Origin of the sequence: Flavobacterium silvaticum (assembly GCF_012911565.1) — a bacterium.
Taxonomy (GTDB): Bacteria; Bacteroidota; Bacteroidia; order Flavobacteriales; family Flavobacteriaceae; genus Flavobacterium; species Flavobacterium silvaticum.
Window position 1 is genome coordinate 1 of sequence record NZ_JAAMPU010000099.1, and the last position, 17,110, is coordinate 17,110.

Consider the following 17,110-nt stretch of genomic DNA (forward strand, 5'->3'; position numbering starts at 1 on the left):
AACTTGAGCAAGCCGTTTCCGTGATTGTTTCGGAAGTCGGTTGGTTGATGGTCAGATTCAGTGTCGTCGTGTGGACACAACCCGCAGCGTTAGTAGATGTCTGTGTATATGTTCCGCTTGCCGTATATGTCTGTCCGCCGTAAGTATAACTTGAACAGGCCGTTTGGGTGATGGTTTCGGAAGTCGGTTGGTTGATCGTCAGGTTCAGCGTCGTCGTGTGGACACAACCCGCAGCGTTCGTCGAGGTCTGTGTGTACGTTCCGCTTGCCGTATATGTCTGTCCGCCGTAAGTATAACTTGAACAGGCCGTTTGGGTGATGGTTTCGGAAGTCGGTTGGTTTACCGTTATCGTCATTGTAGCCGTCGTTGCATTTTGTCCCGCAGCCGGTGTAAATGTATACGTTGTGGTAGCCGTATTGTTGATTGCAGGCGACCATGTTCCGGTAATATTGTTTCCGGATGTGGTAGGAAGTGCGGCCAATGTTTCTCCTGAGCAAATGGCAGCAACCTGAGTGAAAGTCGGCGTTGTAGCCGGAAGCATCGAATTGTTGCTGTATTTGAGGATGATTGAATTCTCCAGGTTTTTACCTGTGATATAAATCGAACTGAAATCCGGTGAAACGATCAAACCGGTCAGGACGTTGTTGTTGGCTGCTGTCGTCGGGTGATCTATATCGTGAAGTATATATCCGTTGTTACCGAAAGTGGTATCCAATTCTCCGGTCGCAAGATAACGGGCCAGGATCAGGTCCGGATAGCTGTTTGCCATTCCGTTGGTACACGTCATTCCGGCAAGTATGATTTTTCCGTCCGGCTGGACTGCGATTCTGTGGAAACTCGCTTTTTTTCCACCAAGGTCAAGCGTAATATATTTAGTGGCGTTCGACGGTGCAAACGTCAGGTCAAAATAGGCATTCGGCATATAGCGCGTCACCGTATTGACCGGGCTTGAAGATTCAGGGAACGTGTCATAGTCGCTTCCGGAAAGCAAATAAATTTTATCAGCTGGCCCAACAGAAGATTGCGCCTTGACGTCGCGGTAATAATTGGTATATGGGCTCACGGCCGTGAAAGCACCATTGTTCGGAGTGGCTTTGGCAATCACAATACCCGCCTTGTGGTCGTGTGTCGTGCTTCCGGTAAAGTTGGAATAGCTGGTAATTACTACATTGCCATTTGCCATCAGGTCTACGTCGTTATCATAATCATCCGAGCTTTCACCGCTGTAATTCAACTGGTTTATGCCATAGCTGCTCAAGGAGTAATTCCATGACGGATCTTCGACTCCGTCAAACGAAAATTTCTGCAGCAGGATGTTGTTCTTTGATCCATAAGCCGTGTCGCTGTTTCCGGCTATGAACAAAAAGTCGCCGTTGTGCGAAAGCGACGGTAGTATTCCCCGTTCTATGTCTTCAAGGTTCAGCCCGAGATAGCCAAGTCCGTTGGTTCCCATTGTAGTATCCGGCGTTCCGTCTGCATTATATCTGCCGAAGTAGTACACCTCGAACATATCATATTTGGTAAAAGCCATGATCTTGTTCTGGGACTCGATATCGACAAGGCCCTGATGGACTCCGGGTTGTGTTATGGTAATTTGTCCGCCTGCGCCAAAAGACGTATCGGCAATCCCGTTTGAAGTCAGGTGACGGATGACGTTGAGGTCGCGGTACAGGATACTGCCGTCCGAGCGGAGTTTGTTGTGAAAGGAAACGGTCGGGGTGTTGATCAGGACGCTCCCGTTTGTCCCGAATGTCGCATCGCTGACACCATCCTGGGCAGAAGCAAAACTGGCAATAAGGGCAAAAAATGCAATCGTAATTTTGTTCATTTGTTTGATTTTGATTTTATGGTATTTTAAGGTGAAGCCTGCTTTAAGATTTGCAGGAATTATCGCGCGCAAACCTAACGGAATACTTCTTTCTTTCCAATCGATTTTATTGAAATCAAGATTGTTTTTTTGTAAAGTTTGTTGTAATGACGGGAACGTCGGCGCGATAGGAAATCGGCGACATGATTCGTGAAAAGGCTTAAAAAATCTTTCATTGGGATACGGCTTTTTACAGATACGGAAATGTGGTATCTGAAGCGCGAATCTAAATCAAACAATTGAGTGTGTTCCTGCCGATGAATGTACGTGGGTTTTCAAGCTACTAACGAGCGGTTTGGAAGGATTTCCGTCTTGAAAAAACAAGTAGTGCAAATGGGTACGGTCGCAAAGTGATCGCCCTTACTGATAGGCCCGACGCTCCAATCCGGCCTTATCGCAAATCCGTATCTTTTTTCCCTCAAGCGCAACCAGCCTTTCGTTCTTGAACTCAGACAGTAAACGGATACAGCTTTCAAGCACAGTCCCAATCATCCCAGCCATTTCTTCGCGTGACAATTGAAGCGAGATGTAGCCGTCCGCATCTGTGCCAAAAGTCTTTTCAAGATTAAGAAGCACTTCTGCGAGGCGTTGTTTTGCTGTTTTTTGGGCCATCCCGACGAGTATATTGTCAGCATCTTTTAGGTCTTTGCTCAGCGTCTGCATCATCGATCTTGAGAATTGCGGATTTTGGTCGAGGAAAGCCGTGATGTCTTTTGAAGGAATAAAACACACTTCCATATCTTCCAAAGCAACGGCGCTGAGGTTTGCCGGTTCGCCACTTATAACCGAGCGCTGGCCGAGCAATTCGCCTTTCTTTGCGAGTTTCACAATCTGGCTGTTTCCGTTGGCGCTGAGTTTTGTGAGTTTGCACGCGCCGTCTTTGATACAGAAAATACCGTCAATGTGGTCGCCTTCTTCAAACAGGTTTTCCCCTTTGCGGACGGTGCTAGAGGTTTTGCAATCGGCCATACGCAGCAACTCTTCTTTGCCGAGAGCTTTGATTGCACTTAATTGCCGGACGATGCACTGTTCGCACTTTGACATGGATGCCACTTTGGTTCGTGCAAATTTACAACTTTGGGCACAAGCGCCAACCGTATTACACAAACCGCACGAAATTGACGATTCCCAAAACAATGCAGGTCAATTGACCGAGTAAAAGCAAATTAAAAACAGTCTTTGGCGGTTGGACGGAAATGATGGCGCCATTGACGGCAAGTGAAGAAGTGACAACCAAAAAAAGCTGTATCATCTGCGGCAATGAATTTCCATTGTGGAGTACGGCCATCGCGCTGATCCCACCTACGCAACTCTGGAGTAAGACGGTAAGCGCACAGCTTCCTAAAAATCCTTTTTCAAACTGACGGTAAACAATTTCATACATACTCATGATTCCTGGTCTTTTAGAATGATGAGGTAAAATTACCGCCCGGATTTTGGCAGAAATATGACAAATGTCATGGTTTGGAAATTCATTTTAATTCCGGATATCTTAAACGTGTATCTTTAATTCATGCAAAAAAGTAGTGCGTCCGATATTTTCAAAGGGATTGATTTTTCTCCGGGTCAATTGATTGCAGCCGAATCGAAATTCGATGAGATCGTAGTTAAAAAAGGTGATATGATTTTGAGCGCCGGCCAGCTCGTTCCGTACCAATATTACGTTGGCAGCGGTTGCCTCAGAACCTATTTCATTACCGAAGCCGGAAAAGACATCACGCTGCAATTCGCCATCTGCGATTGGTGGATCAGCGATTATACGGCTTTTTTCACCGGAGGCACTTCGATATTGAATATAGAATGTGTGCAGGATGCGGTCATCTATCGCATATCAAAGGAAAGCATGGAGCAGTTGTATGTAGAAATTCCTGCCATCGAGAGTTTCTTCAGGATTAAGATGGAGCGTTTTTTTGCGAGTTTCCAAAGGCGTATCTTGTCAGATCTGGCGATGTCTGCAAAAGATAAATACAAGACGTTTCTCAAGACCTATCCGAATATCGAATCGAGCATCAAGAATTATCACCTGGCTTCTTATTTAGGCATCACTCCGGAAAGTCTGAGCAGGGTCAGGGCAGAGCTCGCACACGAATAAATCACAATTGTTTTTTGGCAGATTATTGCTCCGACGAATGCATCGGAACGAATTTGTCATGTCTTTAAATCAGCTGTCGAAATTACCATACATCAATTTTTAAGAGTGAAATCCGACGGAGATTTGTCATGTACTAATCATCGAAATAAATACAACGAATCATGGAAAAAGAACTCATCGTAAAATGGAAAATCAAAGAATCTGGAACAGCCCGCGTCCTGGAACTGTTGCAGCAAATGGCAACCGAAACCAAAAAAGAAAAAGGAAATATCTTCTACAACATATATCAGTCGGAAGACAACCCGAACGAACTATTCCTTCACGAACGCTACACCAATCCGCAAGCGCTCGAAGACCATAAAAATTCAACCCATTACAACAAAATCGTGGCGGAACAAATCATCCCGCTTCTTGAAACCCGTGAAGTGGTCATGGTCAAACAATTATTCTAATTAACAATACTATTTAATACCCGGAAATCATGTCTAAAAAAATTCTAATCATCGTTTCAAACGCCAACACCATTGGCCCTAACAACAGAAGAACGGGAACATTCCTTCCTGAAGTAGCGCATCCGTATCACGAGTTTGCACAAGCGAATTACCAGATAGATTTTGCTAGCCTTAGCGGAGATACGCCATATCTCGATGCATTGAATCTGGCCGACGATCCGGCAAACCTGTCTTTCCTTACCGGAAAAGGCTGGGCCGACATGCAGAAAGCCGCGAAATTATCAACCGTCGACGTAAGCGGTTACGATGCCATTTTTGTTCCCGGCGGATTGGCCCCAATGGTCGATATGCCCGAAAATCCGGAACTAAAACAAGTGATCCGGGAAACCTATGAACGCAACGCCGTTGTGGGTGCTGTGTGTCATGGTCCGGTGTCTTTGCTCAATGTGAAACTGAGTGATGGAAGCTACATCGTCAATCAAAAAAACATCGCATCGTTCACGAATGAAGAAGAAGACCATTATGCAAAAGCCGATGTTCCTTTCGAGCTTGAAACCGCTCTGACCCAACAAGGAGCGATATTCCACGCAGCCGCACCGTGGATCGCCAACAGTATCGCAGACGGGAATCTCGTCACCGGACAGAATCCTGCATCGGCCAAAGGAGTTGCTAAAAAAATGATCGGGCTACTTGAAGCATAAATCTAAAAGACGGTAACAAAAGCCTCTGTGTTTGCAGGGGCTTTTTTATTTCAGAATTTCGTCAGTGCTTCCAAGACACCGCGTCGCTTCACGATGTTTTTATAATCCCATTGTATATCGCGTGCTTTTTTGATCCATCGTACAAGGTCGTCCGTATTGATTTGATCAGCAGTTGTATATCGGGCTTCGGCGGCTTTGAACTTGCCTTCGTTTTGCAGGTTTTCTTCATGGAAAGACTGTCCGCTCCAAAACAACAACCGCACGCAGTTTTTTAATTTTCCGTATCCGACTACAGGATTTCCATCGAGGAACCAAACCGGGCTTGCATGCCATATCTTGCTTTCGGCTTCAGGCAAATTTGCATCGATGATTCCAGAAAGCAAGTTGCAGATTTCCGAATCCGGATTCATCTGGGAATCGTTGTATAATTGAATGTCATTGTTCATTTTGCATGGTGTTTTTCATGTTCCCATTTCAGGAGCGAATAACATTGGGAGTCTTCGTTCTTCCCATCCACGACATAATCTTCGCGCATGGTTCCTTCAAAAGTAAAATTAAAATGGCCGAGTGTTCGTAAGGACGGAATATTCCAGTGAGCCGTAAGTGCTTCTATACGATGCAATCCCAATTGGTTGAAACCAAAATCGAGAATCGGTTTGAGTGCTTCTGTCATAAATCCGTTGCGTTTGTCCGAATCCTGTCGAAGGCTGTAGAATAATTCGGCCCGATGGTGTGATTTGTTCAAAGTGTGAAAGCCGCATTCGCCAATAATCCTGTCGGTATTTTTTTCATGCAACAAAAAATAGAACAGGGATAGCCGATGGGTTTCCATGCCTTTTTCATACATATTTTTCAAATGGTCGAATCCGTTTTGATCGACACCGAAAAAAGCTTTGATTTCATCCTGTGAATTATTTTCAAAACAGGTCGTGATGATTGAGGGCGTGACACTTTTTAGCAGCAGGCGAGGGGTTTGTATTTCTATTCTGTCAGACATTGGTTGAGCAATTTATCAAGGTATCTCACACTTTTCTCAGGTCATTTGCCTTTTGATTTCAGATATAAAGTGGTTAACGTTCTTGCCCAATATCGGGGTACATTATATTCCGATTGCAACAGCGAAACGGAGTCATTCGATTTTTTTTCGGCGGCATTGAATTCATCGAGAATTGTTATCCAGTGTGAGATAGCATTTCCTGTTTTTTCAATGACCTGAACATCATCGACATCCCAATATTCTTTTTTCATAGCTCGAATATTTAAAGCATTGAATCATTTCAGAAAACGCAATGTCTGGAATCAATTGCTGTATTTCTCCTGAATTTGCCTAAAGGAATTGCTGATCATTTGTGACAACACATCCAAATCTACATCGCTTAATTTCTTGATGTAGACACAAGCTTTTGCCGCCTTATGTTTCCCGAGTTTTGCCATAAGCTCGTCGCGGTTTTCATAGTCCCAGGAAAGGTATAGGGAAAAGGAATCGGCGCGTGGCGAAAAACCGGCCAGTGGTGCGTCGCCTTCATGTCCGCTGTCATATTTATAATGATAGGATCCAAACCCGACGATGCTCGGGCCCCACATTTTGGGTTCAAAACCCGTTTGTTTCTTGAATAATTCGACAAGGGCAAAACTGTCTTCGCGTTTCTGTCCCTGTGTTTTGGATTCGATGAATTCCGTCACCGATGCCGAGGTTTCAGCTGTTTTGTTCTGTGCCATAATTGTTATTTTGACGGAATGATGGAGTTGGTCCGAAGATCATATATGATTTCCTCCTGTTTATGTTCCGGAGCGAATTTACTGCCTTTAAAAGAAATCAGTACCAAGCGGCCAGTTACGTTATTGACAATCAGGTCTCTTCCGACTTCAGCGTCCAAAATGATGTTTTTTTCAAGCGTTCCATTTACCGAATAAACGCTTAACTGGCTTTGTCTTGTCCCTTTCACGATCACCGATTTGCCTTCGTTCTGGATGATGACGACGATTTTGTCAATGCCGAGCGATTCGATTTTCACGTGTTCGAGTCGGGCGACGTGATTGTCCTTTGGCAGTATGGCTTGCTTGATTTCTCCGGTTGCGGTATTTATGAACTTAATGCCGGATTCCGAATCGCCGGTTTTTTCCGTATCAAAATAGGGTATTGCAACGAATTCAGTTCCGGAGATTTCCACGGGTTCCAAACGCTGGGCATTAAGTAGAAGACCGTTGCATAAGATCAGCGATAAAATTATGTTTTTCATGGTTTCGTCCTTGATTTATTTGCGGCACATTTTCCCGTTCGGTACTTCGAAACCTTCCGGATGGAGCGAATTGAAAACCGTAAGTGAAAAGGTATAACACGAATCGTCGGTTTCCAGGATGGTCGCAACCATTTTGTCGCCAAGCTGAAACGGTGAATCATCTTTTAATCGCTTGGTACACACGAGTTCGTATTTACAATCGCTGAGCCATTTGACATTCCAGACCGCTTCGAGTTTGCCATCGTTGTAACTTTCCTGGGTCGTTTCTTTTCGCAGGCTTACTTTATTGGCGTTGTTCGGATATACGAATTCGCCGGTCTTGTAATCGGAGCAGCTTACTGTCTGGGCTGCTGAGAGCAATGGCAAAAGTGCCAGCAAAAAGAGCATGTTTTTCATAGCGTCCGGATATGATGAATAATCATAAAGAAATTACGGTTGTGGCTTAGGAAAAGAGCATCAGTTTTTCGAACCTTTTATCCATCTGTCAATCTTCGCCTCAAGCAAATTCAATGGCATCAATCCACTTTCGAGAATTTGTTTATGGAATTCCCTGATGTCGAATTTAGCTCCCATTTCCGTTTCGGCTTTATGGCGTAATTCGAGTATTTTCAATTGCCCGATTTTGTAAGATAATGCCTGGCCCGGAATAGCCATGTAGCGTTCGGTTTCCATCACAATACCATCGGCAGGTTCGGCCTCGTTGGCCATTTTGTATTCGATGACCTGTTCGCGCGTCCAGCCTTTCCAATGCAATCCGGTATCTACCACAAGTCTTGTAGCACGTAACATTTCACCGCTGAGCATTCCAAAATACTGATACGGATCTGTGTATAGCCCGAGTTCTTTTCCGAGGCTTTCGGTATACAATGCCCAACCTTCACCTTCGGCACCAAGCCAGTTGAACTTGCGGAAATCCGGCAATTCCTTGTTTTCCTGCTGGAGCGAAATCTGGAAATGATGGCCCGGGATCGCTTCGTGAAGGAACAAATCTTCGTCCGCGTAACAATTGTATTTTTTTACATCCGGAATAGGGACGTAGAAAATTCCCGGCCGTGTTCCGTCAGCGGAACCTTGCACGTATTCAGCGGATGCCGACGCTTCACGGAATGCTTCGGTACGACGGATTTCAAAAGGTGTCTTAGGTTGAAGCGAGAACAATTTATCGACGTTCGGCTTTATCGTAGCATGGATTTTCTTGAAATTGGCGATGACTTCTTCGGGTTTTTTAAACGGCTTGAGTTCCGGCTTATCACGGACATAATCACAGAAAGATTTGATGTCGCCTTTATAGCCAACCTGATCCATGACTTTTTGCATTTCGGCCCTCAGACGCGCGACTTCTTTAAGGCCGAGTTCGTGGATTTCGTCCGGAGTCATGTCGGTCGTTGTCCATTGTTTGACATAAGTCTCGTAGGCTTCTTTCCCAAAAGACAAAGCTCCGTAACCGCTTGTGGAACGTGAAGCCTTCAGGTAATCGCCCTTTAAGAATGCGATCATTTCGCGGAATTTTGGAACCAGTTTTTCAGCTATGGTCTTTGCATAACCATCTGCAAGTTCTTTCTTGTCTTTTTCCGGAAAATCCGCAGGCATTTTTTTGATTACAGTGTAAAAGAAATTATCCTGTGGTTTGTCTGAAATCCAGGCTTCGAACTGAGGCGTAATTTTTACCGTCAATGCCTTTGGCAGCGTGGCTTTTTGTTCAATCCCTTTCTTCATGTAAACCATAGCCGAATCGACCCAGGCCGAAAATTTATCCATGCGGGCCAGGAAATCCCGATAATCTTTTACCGTTTTGAATGGCTGTGCACTTTCACCGCTTGCGAATTGGCCAATTATTAAATGAGTGCTCGAAAACTGGTTGATCGGGATTAGATTGTTGGGGGATTTGAGCATCAAAAGGCCGGTTTTGGTTTCCCAGTTGATGATGCCGTACGAGATTTTTTCTTCTGCCGATAAAGCGGTAGTATCTATGTTTTTTAATTGCGATTGGTATTTGTCATAAAAGATACGCTGGGCCTTTCTGTGTGTATCGGTCATTTCAAAAGCCAGTTGGTCGTTATAGCCTTCCTGCCCATTGTATGTGGCATCAAGTGGGTTCAGCTTGTTCTTGTCGTCAAAATAAGCTTTTGTGATTTTGGCGAATTCGGCAGGCATGTCAATTGTTTTTTGTTCCGATTTTTTACACTGGACCAGTACCAGTGAAACGGCAGCGATTCCGGCTGCGAGAATTGATTTTTTCATATTGATTTATCCGTGATACACACGTGATGCTGTGATTTTTCCATTTTCCACTTCGAGGACTTCGGCGACGAGCAAATCGTCATCGCCTTCAAGTTCGCGCACATATTCCATGAACACACGATTTTCATTTGCCGTAAGCGATATGACTTTGTAGAACAAGGTCGGCATATTGTCGAACGCGCCCTGCCACCAGTTCCTCATGGCGGTTTTTCCTATGATGAGACCGTTGGTTTGCGGTTCTCGGACTTTGAGTTTTGGGCTGTAATGTTGTGCGTTATCGTCATATAAAGACAGCAATGCCTCGATGTCTTTCGCGTTGAAAGCTTCCATCCAGGCAATGGCGACAGGTTCTGTGGACATGGATTTGTTTTCCGATAAAAATAGCGAAAAATGTTGCTTCCACAGATGGATTTGTCATTGTTTCATCAACTCGTACACAATGCAGATTCGAAAATGGCATCGGTCACATCATTCATTTCACGCAAGTCCGGATTGCAGTTCATGATGTGCTGCCATTTCCATTTGCGGCGGCCGCGTCTGAATTGTTGCATGCGGAGTCGGGCCGAATCTGCATCACGCAACATTTCGAGATAGATAAGATGGTTGTGTTTTTTTGGAATTTTAGATGTCATTGCAGAATCGAGTTTATGCAAAGACGAACTCAAATCGGAAGTAAAACCAACATAGATTGAAGAGCGCAACGGATTGCTGAGAATGTAGACGAAAACGGACATGGCGTATAATTTATGCCCGAAAGTTACGTACGCTTATCGTTTGTCAGTTACAGAAAAAATGTAAAAAATGTTAAAAAAAAATCAGGAGTTTTTGAGGTTGATGATTTCCTGTTCGGTCAGGAAGCGGTAATTGCCGCGTGGCAGGTTCTTTTTGGTTAGACCGGCAAAAGAAACACGGTCGATTTTAGCCACGTCATATCCGAATTTCTCAAAAATCGCACGTACCACTTTTACGTTCGCTGTGCGTAATTTAAGCCCGACTTCAGATTTTGCCTCACCTTCTATGTAAGAGATTTCATCAACATACAAACGGTGTTCATCTAACGTTACTCCATTTGAAATAGATTCCAGATCTTCGAATTTGAAGTTTTTCCCGAGTGATACCTGATAGATTTTTGCCGATTTCTGGTTCGGTTGGGCAAACTTCCGGATCATGTCCGTATCGTTCGTGAACAACAACAATCCGGTAGTGTTTTTATCCATTCGGCCTATGGGTTTCAAATCTGCTTTGGAAGCACCGCGTACCAATTCAAGTACGTTACGCATATCGTTTTCTCCTTCGCCCGAAGTGGTGAAATTCTTCGGTTTATTGAGTAAAACATATTCCTTTTTCTCAGGAGTAATTACACTTCCGTCAAAATTGACTACATCGCCCGGCTTCACCTTGTAACCCATTTCGGTCACGACTTCGCCATTTACTTTCACGTTGCCCGATTGGATGTAGATATCGGCATCACGGCGAGAAACGATCCCCGAATTGCCAATATATTTGTTCAGACGGATTTCATCTGGATTTGCCGTTTTTGGAGCCGCTGTTTTTTTAGGCCGTGTCGCACGTTTGTCGAATGCAGGTTTTTCAGTGGTGGCTTCCGGTTTTGCCTTTGGTTTTTGCGAACGTTTCGGCAAAGCGGGTTTGGAGCTTCCATCGCTTTTAGGCTTTCCGGGACGTGAAAAATTTACTCTTCCGTCTTTTCCGGATTTCTTCTCAAAACGATTGTTCGGCTTGTCCATATTGAATTTTTTTGCAAAGATAGGTAATTTGGTTTTGTGGATTTTTTGGACAGCAAACACTATCGTTTCCAACTGAACCCACATCTAAACGAAATACAATTGCCATAGGTGTTATAAATACATTTATTAGTTAACTTTATCTGAAATAACATCGGTTTACAAACCAACGCAATATGAAGAAATATAGTTCGCTAATTTACTGCCTCATCCTGATTGTGTTTAACGGCGCAAAAAGCTTTGCCCAGAATAAAATCCCGCAAAGCTTCAATCAAAACCCGGATGTAAAATCCCTTGGCATCGATCCAAAAAAAATAGCAAGCGTCGATTCTGTGCTCCAATCTTTTGTGAAAGATAAAAAACTGAATTGTGTGGAAGCTTTCATTGCCAAACGAGGCAATGTCATTTACAAAAAAGCATTCGGGTTAAAAGATCCGGAGCATAATATTCCCGCTACGACCGATGATTATTACGAGCTTTTTTCCCAAACGAAAGCCATCACTACAGTAGCTTTCATGACATTGGTAGACAAAGGCCTTGTTTCCATAAACGATCCGGTGTCAAAGTATTTCCCGGAAATCCCGAACCGTGTTGTCACAAAGGTCAATCCGGATGGAACGTACGAAACACGTCCGGTAAAAACACCAATGACGTTTGTTCATCTCATGTCCCATACTTCGGGATTAAATGCAGGACTCGTAAAGCAAATCCGAATGGCAAAGGGAGAAAAAGATTTAGGTCCGCCCGGATATGGTGGCCCGATTCCTGAAAAAGTACCGAATGGACAATATACCTACGGCTTGAATCTGGACGCGAAATACATGAGTGAACAAATGACCGATCTGGTCAAATATCCGCTTGGATTCGATCCTGGTTCCGACTGGAATTACCATCCGAGTTCCAATATGCTGGCGTACCTGATCGAACGTATTTCAGGCAAGCCATTGAGACAATATGTAAAAGAAGCCGTTTTTGAGCCGCTGGGAATAAAAAATACGGACTGGTATTTTCCGGCCGATTCCAGGTCGCGTTTTGTCAAGCCATATACGTATATAGATGGCAAGCTACAGCCAGGGCCAACCCTGTATCTCGACGGCGCATTGAGCAGCAGCCAAACGTATGCGGAAGGCGGAATGGGCTTGAACGGAACCATTGAAGATTATGCTAAATTCTGCCAGATGTTGCTCAACAAAGGTGAGTTCAACGGGCATAGGATACTGAAACCCGAAACGGTGGAACTCATGACAACCATCAACAGGTTGCCGGCGGTAAATTCAGCCGAAAAAGGCTTTCAATTCGGGTTGGGCTTTGAGCTCTTCAATCCGCAGAAAAAAACAGTGCCGGCGGTGTCTGATTCAGCTTATGCGTGGGGCGGGATGTTGGGAACGGAATATATAATCGATCCCAAAAATGACCTGATCGTACTGTTTTACATGAATATGTTTCAGCGCGAACGCCTTTATCCCGAGTTTTTGACGAAGGCTTATGAACTGGCAACTGGTTTAAGAAAGTAAGACTCGCTTTCCATGGACCAACACGCTAGGATCGATCAGGATGATGCAGAAAATTCCGGCTACGATGACGAATTTCAAAGCGTTGTGCAGCCAAAGGAATTGCGTCCGGTTTTCTGACCGCCACAGGAACATGACAAAGAACATGAGGAAACCGAGGCAGAAATAAAAATACAAATCCATATAGCCCACATCGTACAATTCAATAAGGATGTACACCGGAACAATGGTCAGAACGGCACAAATAGATATGGCTATCTTGGACACATTTTCCCCGTAGCGGACCGCGATTGTCTGGTAATTATTGGCTAAATCGCCGCGAAGGTTTTCAAGATCCTTTGTCATTTCCCGAATCAGCAAAAGCAGGAAAAGAAAGCTTGCATGCGAAAAAATAATCTCCAATTGCATAGGTCTGAAAATGGTGTATTTATCCATTTTGGCGAAATACAGCAGGATTCCGAAAAAGGGGGCGACAGCCAATAAGCAAGCTGAGATATTCCCCACAATCGGATATTTTTTGAGTTTGTGCGAATAGAACCAAATCACAAAAATATACAGTGCATAAAATAACGCGACACGCCACGAAACCAGCCATCCCAAACCGACGGCGATAAAATTCAGGGTGAAATACACATACAGTTTCGTCTTTTGGCTTACGAGCCGGTCGAGCATGGATTTGCGCGGACGATTGATCAGGTCTTTTTCGCTGTCGTAAAAATTGTTGATGATATAGCCTGAGGCGATGGCAACAGACGATGCCAAAACGAGCAGAAAAACATTGACATCGAGGATCACATCCAGTGCAGGCATTTCCTGTGGTGCCAGGATGAAAATGGCCGAAAGATATTGGGCAAGCGCAATTACAGGAATATTGTATCCGCGGATGACCGAGAACAAACTCAGGATTTTCTTAAGGAAAAGCTTGTTCTTTCTGGATAGCATTTGGTTTGGAGAATGGGGCGCGTTAGGGATGCAAACGGAAATCCTTTTTCAAAACCTTGCAAAGTTTTGAAAAAGATTGCAGTGGGACAGCCCGGGCTGAAAGCAACGCCATAAAATTAAAACTTGTAAACGACTTCCAATTTGTGACCTGACAACGCTTTTTGTGCTTTCTCGAAATCTTCCGTGAAGCCTAAAATGTATCCGCCGCCGCCGGATCCGCAGAGCTTAAGATAGTAATCATTAGTATCGAGGCCGTGTTGCCAGATGCCATGGAATTGCTCCGGAATCATCGGTTGGAAATTATTCAGCACCACTTTGGACAGTTTTTTAGTGTTCGCGAACAATGATTTGATGTCACCTCCGAGGAAATTCTCGACGCACGCATCGGTGTATTTCACGAACTGATTCTTGAGCATCGCACGAAAACCTTTGTCCTTTAGATTTTCCATGAAAATATTGACCATTGGAGCTGTCTCGCCAACGATTCCCGAGTCGAGCAAAAACACCGCACCTTTACCTGTAGCGGCCTGTGCAGGAATTCCGGTAGCTTCTATATTGTCTTTGGAATTGATGAGGATTGGAATGCTGAGGTAGGAATTGAGCGGATCGAGTCCGGAACTTTTTCCGTGGAAAAACGATTCCATGTGCCCGAAAATAGTCTTGAGCTGAACCAATTTCTCACGTGTCAGGTTCTCCAAAACGGTAATTTTATTCTTGGCGTATTTGTCGTAGATGGCTGCAACCAAGGCACCGCTGCTTCCGACTCCGTAACCTTGCGGGATGCTCGAGTCGAAATACATGCCTTCGGCTATATCGTGATGCATTTTTTCAAGGTCGAACTGAACCAGATCCGGATGATCCTGTTGCATCGTTTCCAGATAATACACATAGCGGCTCAGGCTGGCGTTGGATTTAACCGCTTCCTCGTCAGGATTATCCGAAACCTTAAGTGCGCCTTTGTAAAAATTATAAGGGATGGAAAGTCCTTTGGAATCTTTGATGATACCGTATTCCCCGAAGAGGAGGATTTTGGAATAGAAAAGAGGTCCTTTCATATTGTGGGTTAACAGTTAACGGTTAACAGATAACGGGTTGCTTTTGAGAGTGGAATTTACAATCCGAATTAGAATCTTCAAAAGCAGTTTAATATTATTTTGTTGCCGAATATAGGTTTCTGGATCAATAAATTTAGATTCGGAAAGTAAATCCAGCCAGTATTCAGTTTCATTGGCTTCTTTTAAAGCAATTCTGATTTTATGAACAAAATCGGCTCGGCTTTCGGCATACTGCGCTTCACGAATATTCGCGCCAATCGATGTTCCTGATTTAAGTAATTGTCTTGATAATACAAATTCTTTTTGTTCAATAGATATTTATAAATCTCAATAATTTCAAGAGCGAACAGGAAAGACTTTTCCCGTATTAAACTTGGAGGTTTATTCATGATGGATGGCGTTGATGATGCAAAAGTAGTCAAATACATTCAACAGGCCTAACTGTTATCCGTTAACTGTTAACCGTTAACAATTCAGAACCATTTCCAATTTTATCTTCAATATATTTTCCACCTTCACAAAACAGGGATAATACTCCATCTATAAATGTCTTGATTACTCCTTTGTATTCATCTGGATATAACACATGCACATTCGCTCCCGCATCAAGCGTAAAACAAATCGGCACATTAGTATCACTGCGGAATTTCCGGATTTTTTCAATGATAGCCAAGGTATTCGGTTTCATCAATATGTAATACGGATTCGAGGTCAGCATCACGGCATGTAATGATAAAGCTTCCGATTCGACAAGAGCGACAAAAGACTTCAGGTCGCCGTCGATCAAAATCTGTTTTAAACGGGTAAGGTTCGTCCGTGCCTGTGCAAAACGCGCTTCGGAAAACGGGTTGCCGTTCATTAAATCATGGCCGACGGTACTCGATACGGATTTCTGTCCTTCTTCCACAATCAGGATCGTATCACGATAGTTTTGAAATACCTCGTGTGCCTCGAATGGAAATTCAACCCCGAACAAATCCGAACTTTGCGGAATGTCTTCATGTTCGCCCCAAACCACCAGATTTCCTTTGATGCTGCGGCAGGCGCTTCCGGAACCGAGACGTGCCAAAAAAGATGCCTTCTGATAAAAGAAATCGTCGGTCATTTCTGGATTTAAAAGTCTTTCCACACTCATCAAAGTCATGGAAAGTGCCGCCATTCCGGATGCAGATGAAGCAATGCCGGAAGAATGCGGAAACGTATTCCTCGTGTCGATCGTAAAATGGAAATCGGTCAAAAAAGGCAGGTAACTTTCAATGCGCTCAAAAAATTTGAGGATTTTCGGTTTGAACGATTCCTTGGGTTGGCCTTCGAACAGTAAATCGAATGAAAAACCGCCGTGTCGTTTGCGCTCAAAAGACAAGGTCGTAATGGTCTTGCATTTGTTCAGCGTAAAACTGATGGACGGATTTGCAGGTATTTGCGGTTCGCGTTTTCCCCAGTATTTGACAAGGGCGATGTTGCTCGGTGCACTCCAGGTAAAGTTGCCGGAATCAACGGAATTCGTATATGGTGTTGGAATGAATTGGTTCGGGTTGTTCATGGGGCAAAGGTAACGGTTAACGGTTAATGGTTGACAGTTGGGCGATGGAAAGTATCGGGCGATCTAAGCCTTTGTTTGCCATAAACCCTGTAATCCAATACTGTCTTCCTATCTTCGCAAAACAGTTATCCGTTAGCCCAAATGAACAAATACATAAAAATCCTGATAATGCTCGCCACCTGCCTGGGTGTTGGTTATATTTCCAGTGTCGCTACCCAAACCAGCGTCCATACGTGGTTTCCGACTTTAATAAAGCCATCGTTCAATCCACCGAATTACCTGTTTATGCCGGTATGGACAACACTTTATGTTTTTATGGGAGTTGCGGCCGGTTTGGTCTGGGCACGAATCGATTTCCAACGCGAAGATGTCAAAAAAGCACTGTTGTATTTCTTTATCCAGCTCGCCTTGAATGCGGGTTGGTCGTTGCTTTTCTTCGGTCTCAAAAATCCGTTTCTGGCACTCGTGGAAATCGTCCTGTTGTGGCTCATGATCTATGAAACCTTCTACAAATTTGTCCGGATCAGTAAATATGCGGGTTGGTTGTTTGTACCTTACATTTTATGGGTCAGTTTTGCCTTGATACTCAATGCGTCACTTTGGTATCTGAATACATAATACCATAAACACTGATAATTTCGACGATTGCCTTTGGAAAACACATATTACCTAAAACAAAAAATCCGCTCCGGAATTACCAGAACGGATTTTTTATTTGAAGATC

The 17,110-nt window shown here is 44.1% G+C and carries 21 protein-coding genes and 1 pseudogene; 5 read left to right on the plus strand and 17 right to left on the minus strand.

Annotation, left to right across the window (positions count from 1 at the left end; translation table 11 throughout):
• The 3 genes and pseudogenes from G6047_RS03705 to G6047_RS03715 form a co-directional block, all read right to left on the minus strand.
• Positions 1–1,828: pseudogene (locus G6047_RS03705) on the minus strand (hypothetical protein); the annotation flags it as partial.
• A 399-nt stretch (positions 1,829–2,227) separates the two neighbouring features.
• Entirely contained in the window at positions 2,228–2,911 is a 684-nt protein-coding gene (locus G6047_RS03710) for a Crp/Fnr family transcriptional regulator (RefSeq protein WP_169526136.1), read from the minus strand.
• 55 nt (positions 2,912–2,966) lie between these two features.
• Positions 2,967–3,251, minus strand: coding sequence for a hypothetical protein (locus G6047_RS03715; protein ID WP_169526137.1), 285 nt, complete (start codon positions 3,249–3,251; stop codon positions 2,967–2,969).
• A 129-nt stretch (positions 3,252–3,380) separates the two neighbouring features.
• Here G6047_RS03715 and G6047_RS03720 point away from each other — a divergent pair, with 129 nt between their 5' ends.
• From G6047_RS03720 to G6047_RS03730, 3 genes are all read left to right on the plus strand, one after another.
• Positions 3,381–3,959, plus strand: coding sequence for a Crp/Fnr family transcriptional regulator (locus G6047_RS03720; protein WP_169526138.1), 579 nt, complete (start codon positions 3,381–3,383; stop codon positions 3,957–3,959).
• 161 nt (positions 3,960–4,120) lie between these two features.
• Positions 4,121–4,411: a putative quinol monooxygenase gene (locus tag G6047_RS03725; RefSeq protein WP_169526139.1), complete on the plus strand. Its 291-nt coding sequence runs from the start codon at positions 4,121–4,123 to the stop codon at positions 4,409–4,411.
• Positions 4,412–4,440: 29 nt separating this feature from the next.
• Positions 4,441–5,112, plus strand: a complete 672-nt coding sequence (locus tag G6047_RS03730) for a type 1 glutamine amidotransferase domain-containing protein (protein WP_169526140.1) — start codon at positions 4,441–4,443, stop codon at positions 5,110–5,112.
• A 50-nt stretch (positions 5,113–5,162) separates the two neighbouring features.
• Here the strand turns inward: G6047_RS03730 and G6047_RS03735 are convergent, their stop codons facing one another.
• From G6047_RS03735 to G6047_RS03780, 10 genes are all read right to left on the minus strand, one after another.
• Positions 5,163–5,558, minus strand: coding sequence for a DUF1801 domain-containing protein (locus tag G6047_RS03735; RefSeq protein ID WP_169526141.1), 396 nt, complete (start codon positions 5,556–5,558; stop codon positions 5,163–5,165).
• Complete coding sequence (locus G6047_RS03740; RefSeq protein ID WP_169526142.1) at positions 5,555–6,109, minus strand: GNAT family N-acetyltransferase; 555 nt, start codon at positions 6,107–6,109, stop codon at positions 5,555–5,557. Before G6047_RS03740 ends, G6047_RS03735 begins: the two co-directional genes overlap by 4 nt.
• A 41-nt stretch (positions 6,110–6,150) precedes the next feature.
• On the minus strand, positions 6,151–6,360 hold the full coding sequence (locus G6047_RS03745; protein ID WP_169526143.1) for a DUF4287 domain-containing protein: 210 nt from the start codon (positions 6,358–6,360) through the stop codon (positions 6,151–6,153).
• Between the two features lie 51 nt (positions 6,361–6,411).
• Positions 6,412–6,831 (minus strand): DUF1801 domain-containing protein, encoded by a 420-nt coding sequence (locus G6047_RS03750; protein ID WP_169526144.1) that lies wholly within the window; start codon positions 6,829–6,831, stop codon positions 6,412–6,414.
• A gap of 5 nt (positions 6,832–6,836) precedes the next feature.
• The gene (locus tag G6047_RS03755) at positions 6,837–7,352 is read right to left on the minus strand and encodes a hypothetical protein (protein ID WP_169526145.1); all 516 of its coding nucleotides are present in this window, start codon (positions 7,350–7,352) and stop codon (positions 6,837–6,839) included.
• A gap of 15 nt (positions 7,353–7,367) precedes the next feature.
• Positions 7,368–7,748: a hypothetical protein gene (locus G6047_RS03760; RefSeq protein WP_169526146.1), complete on the minus strand. Its 381-nt coding sequence runs from the start codon at positions 7,746–7,748 to the stop codon at positions 7,368–7,370.
• A gap of 60 nt (positions 7,749–7,808) precedes the next feature.
• Entirely contained in the window at positions 7,809–9,593 is a 1,785-nt protein-coding gene (locus G6047_RS03765; protein WP_169526147.1) for a DUF885 domain-containing protein, read from the minus strand.
• A gap of 6 nt (positions 9,594–9,599) precedes the next feature.
• Positions 9,600–9,953 (minus strand): nuclear transport factor 2 family protein, encoded by a 354-nt coding sequence (locus tag G6047_RS03770; RefSeq protein WP_169526148.1) that lies wholly within the window; start codon positions 9,951–9,953, stop codon positions 9,600–9,602.
• Positions 9,954–10,018: 65 nt separating this feature from the next.
• Positions 10,019–10,327 carry a GIY-YIG nuclease family protein gene (locus tag G6047_RS03775; protein WP_169526149.1) on the minus strand — a complete coding sequence of 103 codons (309 nt, stop codon included), beginning with the start codon at positions 10,325–10,327 and terminating at the stop codon, positions 10,019–10,021.
• An 81-nt stretch (positions 10,328–10,408) separates the two neighbouring features.
• Positions 10,409–11,338 (minus strand): pseudouridine synthase, encoded by a 930-nt coding sequence (locus tag G6047_RS03780; protein ID WP_169526150.1) that lies wholly within the window; start codon positions 11,336–11,338, stop codon positions 10,409–10,411.
• 173 nt (positions 11,339–11,511) lie between these two features.
• Between G6047_RS03780 and G6047_RS03785 the strand changes: the two genes are divergently transcribed.
• A complete protein-coding gene (locus G6047_RS03785; protein ID WP_169526151.1) occupies positions 11,512–12,849 on the plus strand; it encodes a serine hydrolase domain-containing protein in 1,338 nt (445 codons plus the stop codon).
• Here the strand turns inward: G6047_RS03785 and G6047_RS03790 are convergent.
• From G6047_RS03790 to G6047_RS03805, 4 genes are all read right to left on the minus strand, one after another.
• On the minus strand, positions 12,838–13,788 hold the full coding sequence (locus G6047_RS03790; protein ID WP_169526152.1) for a geranylgeranylglycerol-phosphate geranylgeranyltransferase: 951 nt from the start codon (positions 13,786–13,788) through the stop codon (positions 12,838–12,840). The two genes, G6047_RS03785 and G6047_RS03790, sit on opposite strands and share 12 nt — an antisense overlap.
• A 116-nt stretch (positions 13,789–13,904) precedes the next feature.
• Positions 13,905–14,843 carry a mevalonate kinase family protein gene (locus G6047_RS03795; protein ID WP_169526153.1) on the minus strand — a complete coding sequence of 313 codons (939 nt, stop codon included), beginning with the start codon at positions 14,841–14,843 and terminating at the stop codon, positions 13,905–13,907.
• 15 nt (positions 14,844–14,858) lie between these two features.
• Positions 14,859–15,161: a four helix bundle protein gene (locus G6047_RS16745; RefSeq protein WP_317168269.1), complete on the minus strand. Its 303-nt coding sequence runs from the start codon at positions 15,159–15,161 to the stop codon at positions 14,859–14,861.
• Positions 15,162–15,294: 133 nt separating this feature from the next.
• Positions 15,295–16,386: a diphosphomevalonate/mevalonate 3,5-bisphosphate decarboxylase family protein gene (locus G6047_RS03805; protein WP_169526154.1), complete on the minus strand. Its 1,092-nt coding sequence runs from the start codon at positions 16,384–16,386 to the stop codon at positions 15,295–15,297.
• A 141-nt stretch (positions 16,387–16,527) separates the two neighbouring features.
• Between G6047_RS03805 and G6047_RS03810 the strand changes: the two genes are divergently transcribed.
• Entirely contained in the window at positions 16,528–17,004 is a 477-nt protein-coding gene (locus tag G6047_RS03810) for a TspO/MBR family protein (protein ID WP_169526155.1), read from the plus strand.
• The last annotated feature ends 106 nt before the right edge of the window (positions 17,005–17,110 follow it).

Bases quoted from the DNA above. Each gene is read 5' to 3' on its own strand.
- G6047_RS03710 (WP_169526136.1), bottom strand. From the start codon at position 2,911: ATGTCAAAGTGCGAACAGTGCATCGTCCGGCAATTAAGTGCAATCAAA.
- G6047_RS03715 (WP_169526137.1), bottom strand. From the start codon at position 3,251: ATGTATGAAATTGTTTACCGTCAGTTTGAAAAAGGATTTTTAGGAAGC.
- G6047_RS03720 (WP_169526138.1), top strand. From the start codon at position 3,381: ATGCAAAAAAGTAGTGCGTCCGATATTTTCAAAGGGATTGATTTTTCT.
- G6047_RS03725 (WP_169526139.1), top strand. From the start codon at position 4,121: ATGGAAAAAGAACTCATCGTAAAATGGAAAATCAAAGAATCTGGAACA.
- G6047_RS03730 (WP_169526140.1), top strand. From the start codon at position 4,441: ATGTCTAAAAAAATTCTAATCATCGTTTCAAACGCCAACACCATTGGC.
- G6047_RS03735 (WP_169526141.1), bottom strand. From the start codon at position 5,558: ATGAACAATGACATTCAATTATACAACGATTCCCAGATGAATCCGGAT.
- G6047_RS03740 (WP_169526142.1), bottom strand. From the start codon at position 6,109: ATGTCTGACAGAATAGAAATACAAACCCCTCGCCTGCTGCTAAAAAGT.
- G6047_RS03745 (WP_169526143.1), bottom strand. From the start codon at position 6,360: ATGAAAAAAGAATATTGGGATGTCGATGATGTTCAGGTCATTGAAAAA.
- G6047_RS03750 (WP_169526144.1), bottom strand. From the start codon at position 6,831: ATGGCACAGAACAAAACAGCTGAAACCTCGGCATCGGTGACGGAATTC.
- G6047_RS03755 (WP_169526145.1), bottom strand. From the start codon at position 7,352: ATGAAAAACATAATTTTATCGCTGATCTTATGCAACGGTCTTCTACTT.
- G6047_RS03760 (WP_169526146.1), bottom strand. From the start codon at position 7,748: ATGAAAAACATGCTCTTTTTGCTGGCACTTTTGCCATTGCTCTCAGCA.
- G6047_RS03765 (WP_169526147.1), bottom strand. From the start codon at position 9,593: ATGAAAAAATCAATTCTCGCAGCCGGAATCGCTGCCGTTTCACTGGTA.
- G6047_RS03770 (WP_169526148.1), bottom strand. From the start codon at position 9,953: ATGTCCACAGAACCTGTCGCCATTGCCTGGATGGAAGCTTTCAACGCG.
- G6047_RS03775 (WP_169526149.1), bottom strand. From the start codon at position 10,327: ATGTCCGTTTTCGTCTACATTCTCAGCAATCCGTTGCGCTCTTCAATC.
- G6047_RS03780 (WP_169526150.1), bottom strand. From the start codon at position 11,338: ATGGACAAGCCGAACAATCGTTTTGAGAAGAAATCCGGAAAAGACGGA.
- G6047_RS03785 (WP_169526151.1), top strand. From the start codon at position 11,512: ATGAAGAAATATAGTTCGCTAATTTACTGCCTCATCCTGATTGTGTTT.
- G6047_RS03790 (WP_169526152.1), bottom strand. From the start codon at position 13,788: ATGCTATCCAGAAAGAACAAGCTTTTCCTTAAGAAAATCCTGAGTTTG.
- G6047_RS03795 (WP_169526153.1), bottom strand. From the start codon at position 14,843: ATGAAAGGACCTCTTTTCTATTCCAAAATCCTCCTCTTCGGGGAATAC.
- G6047_RS03805 (WP_169526154.1), bottom strand. From the start codon at position 16,386: ATGAACAACCCGAACCAATTCATTCCAACACCATATACGAATTCCGTT.
- G6047_RS03810 (WP_169526155.1), top strand. From the start codon at position 16,528: ATGAACAAATACATAAAAATCCTGATAATGCTCGCCACCTGCCTGGGT.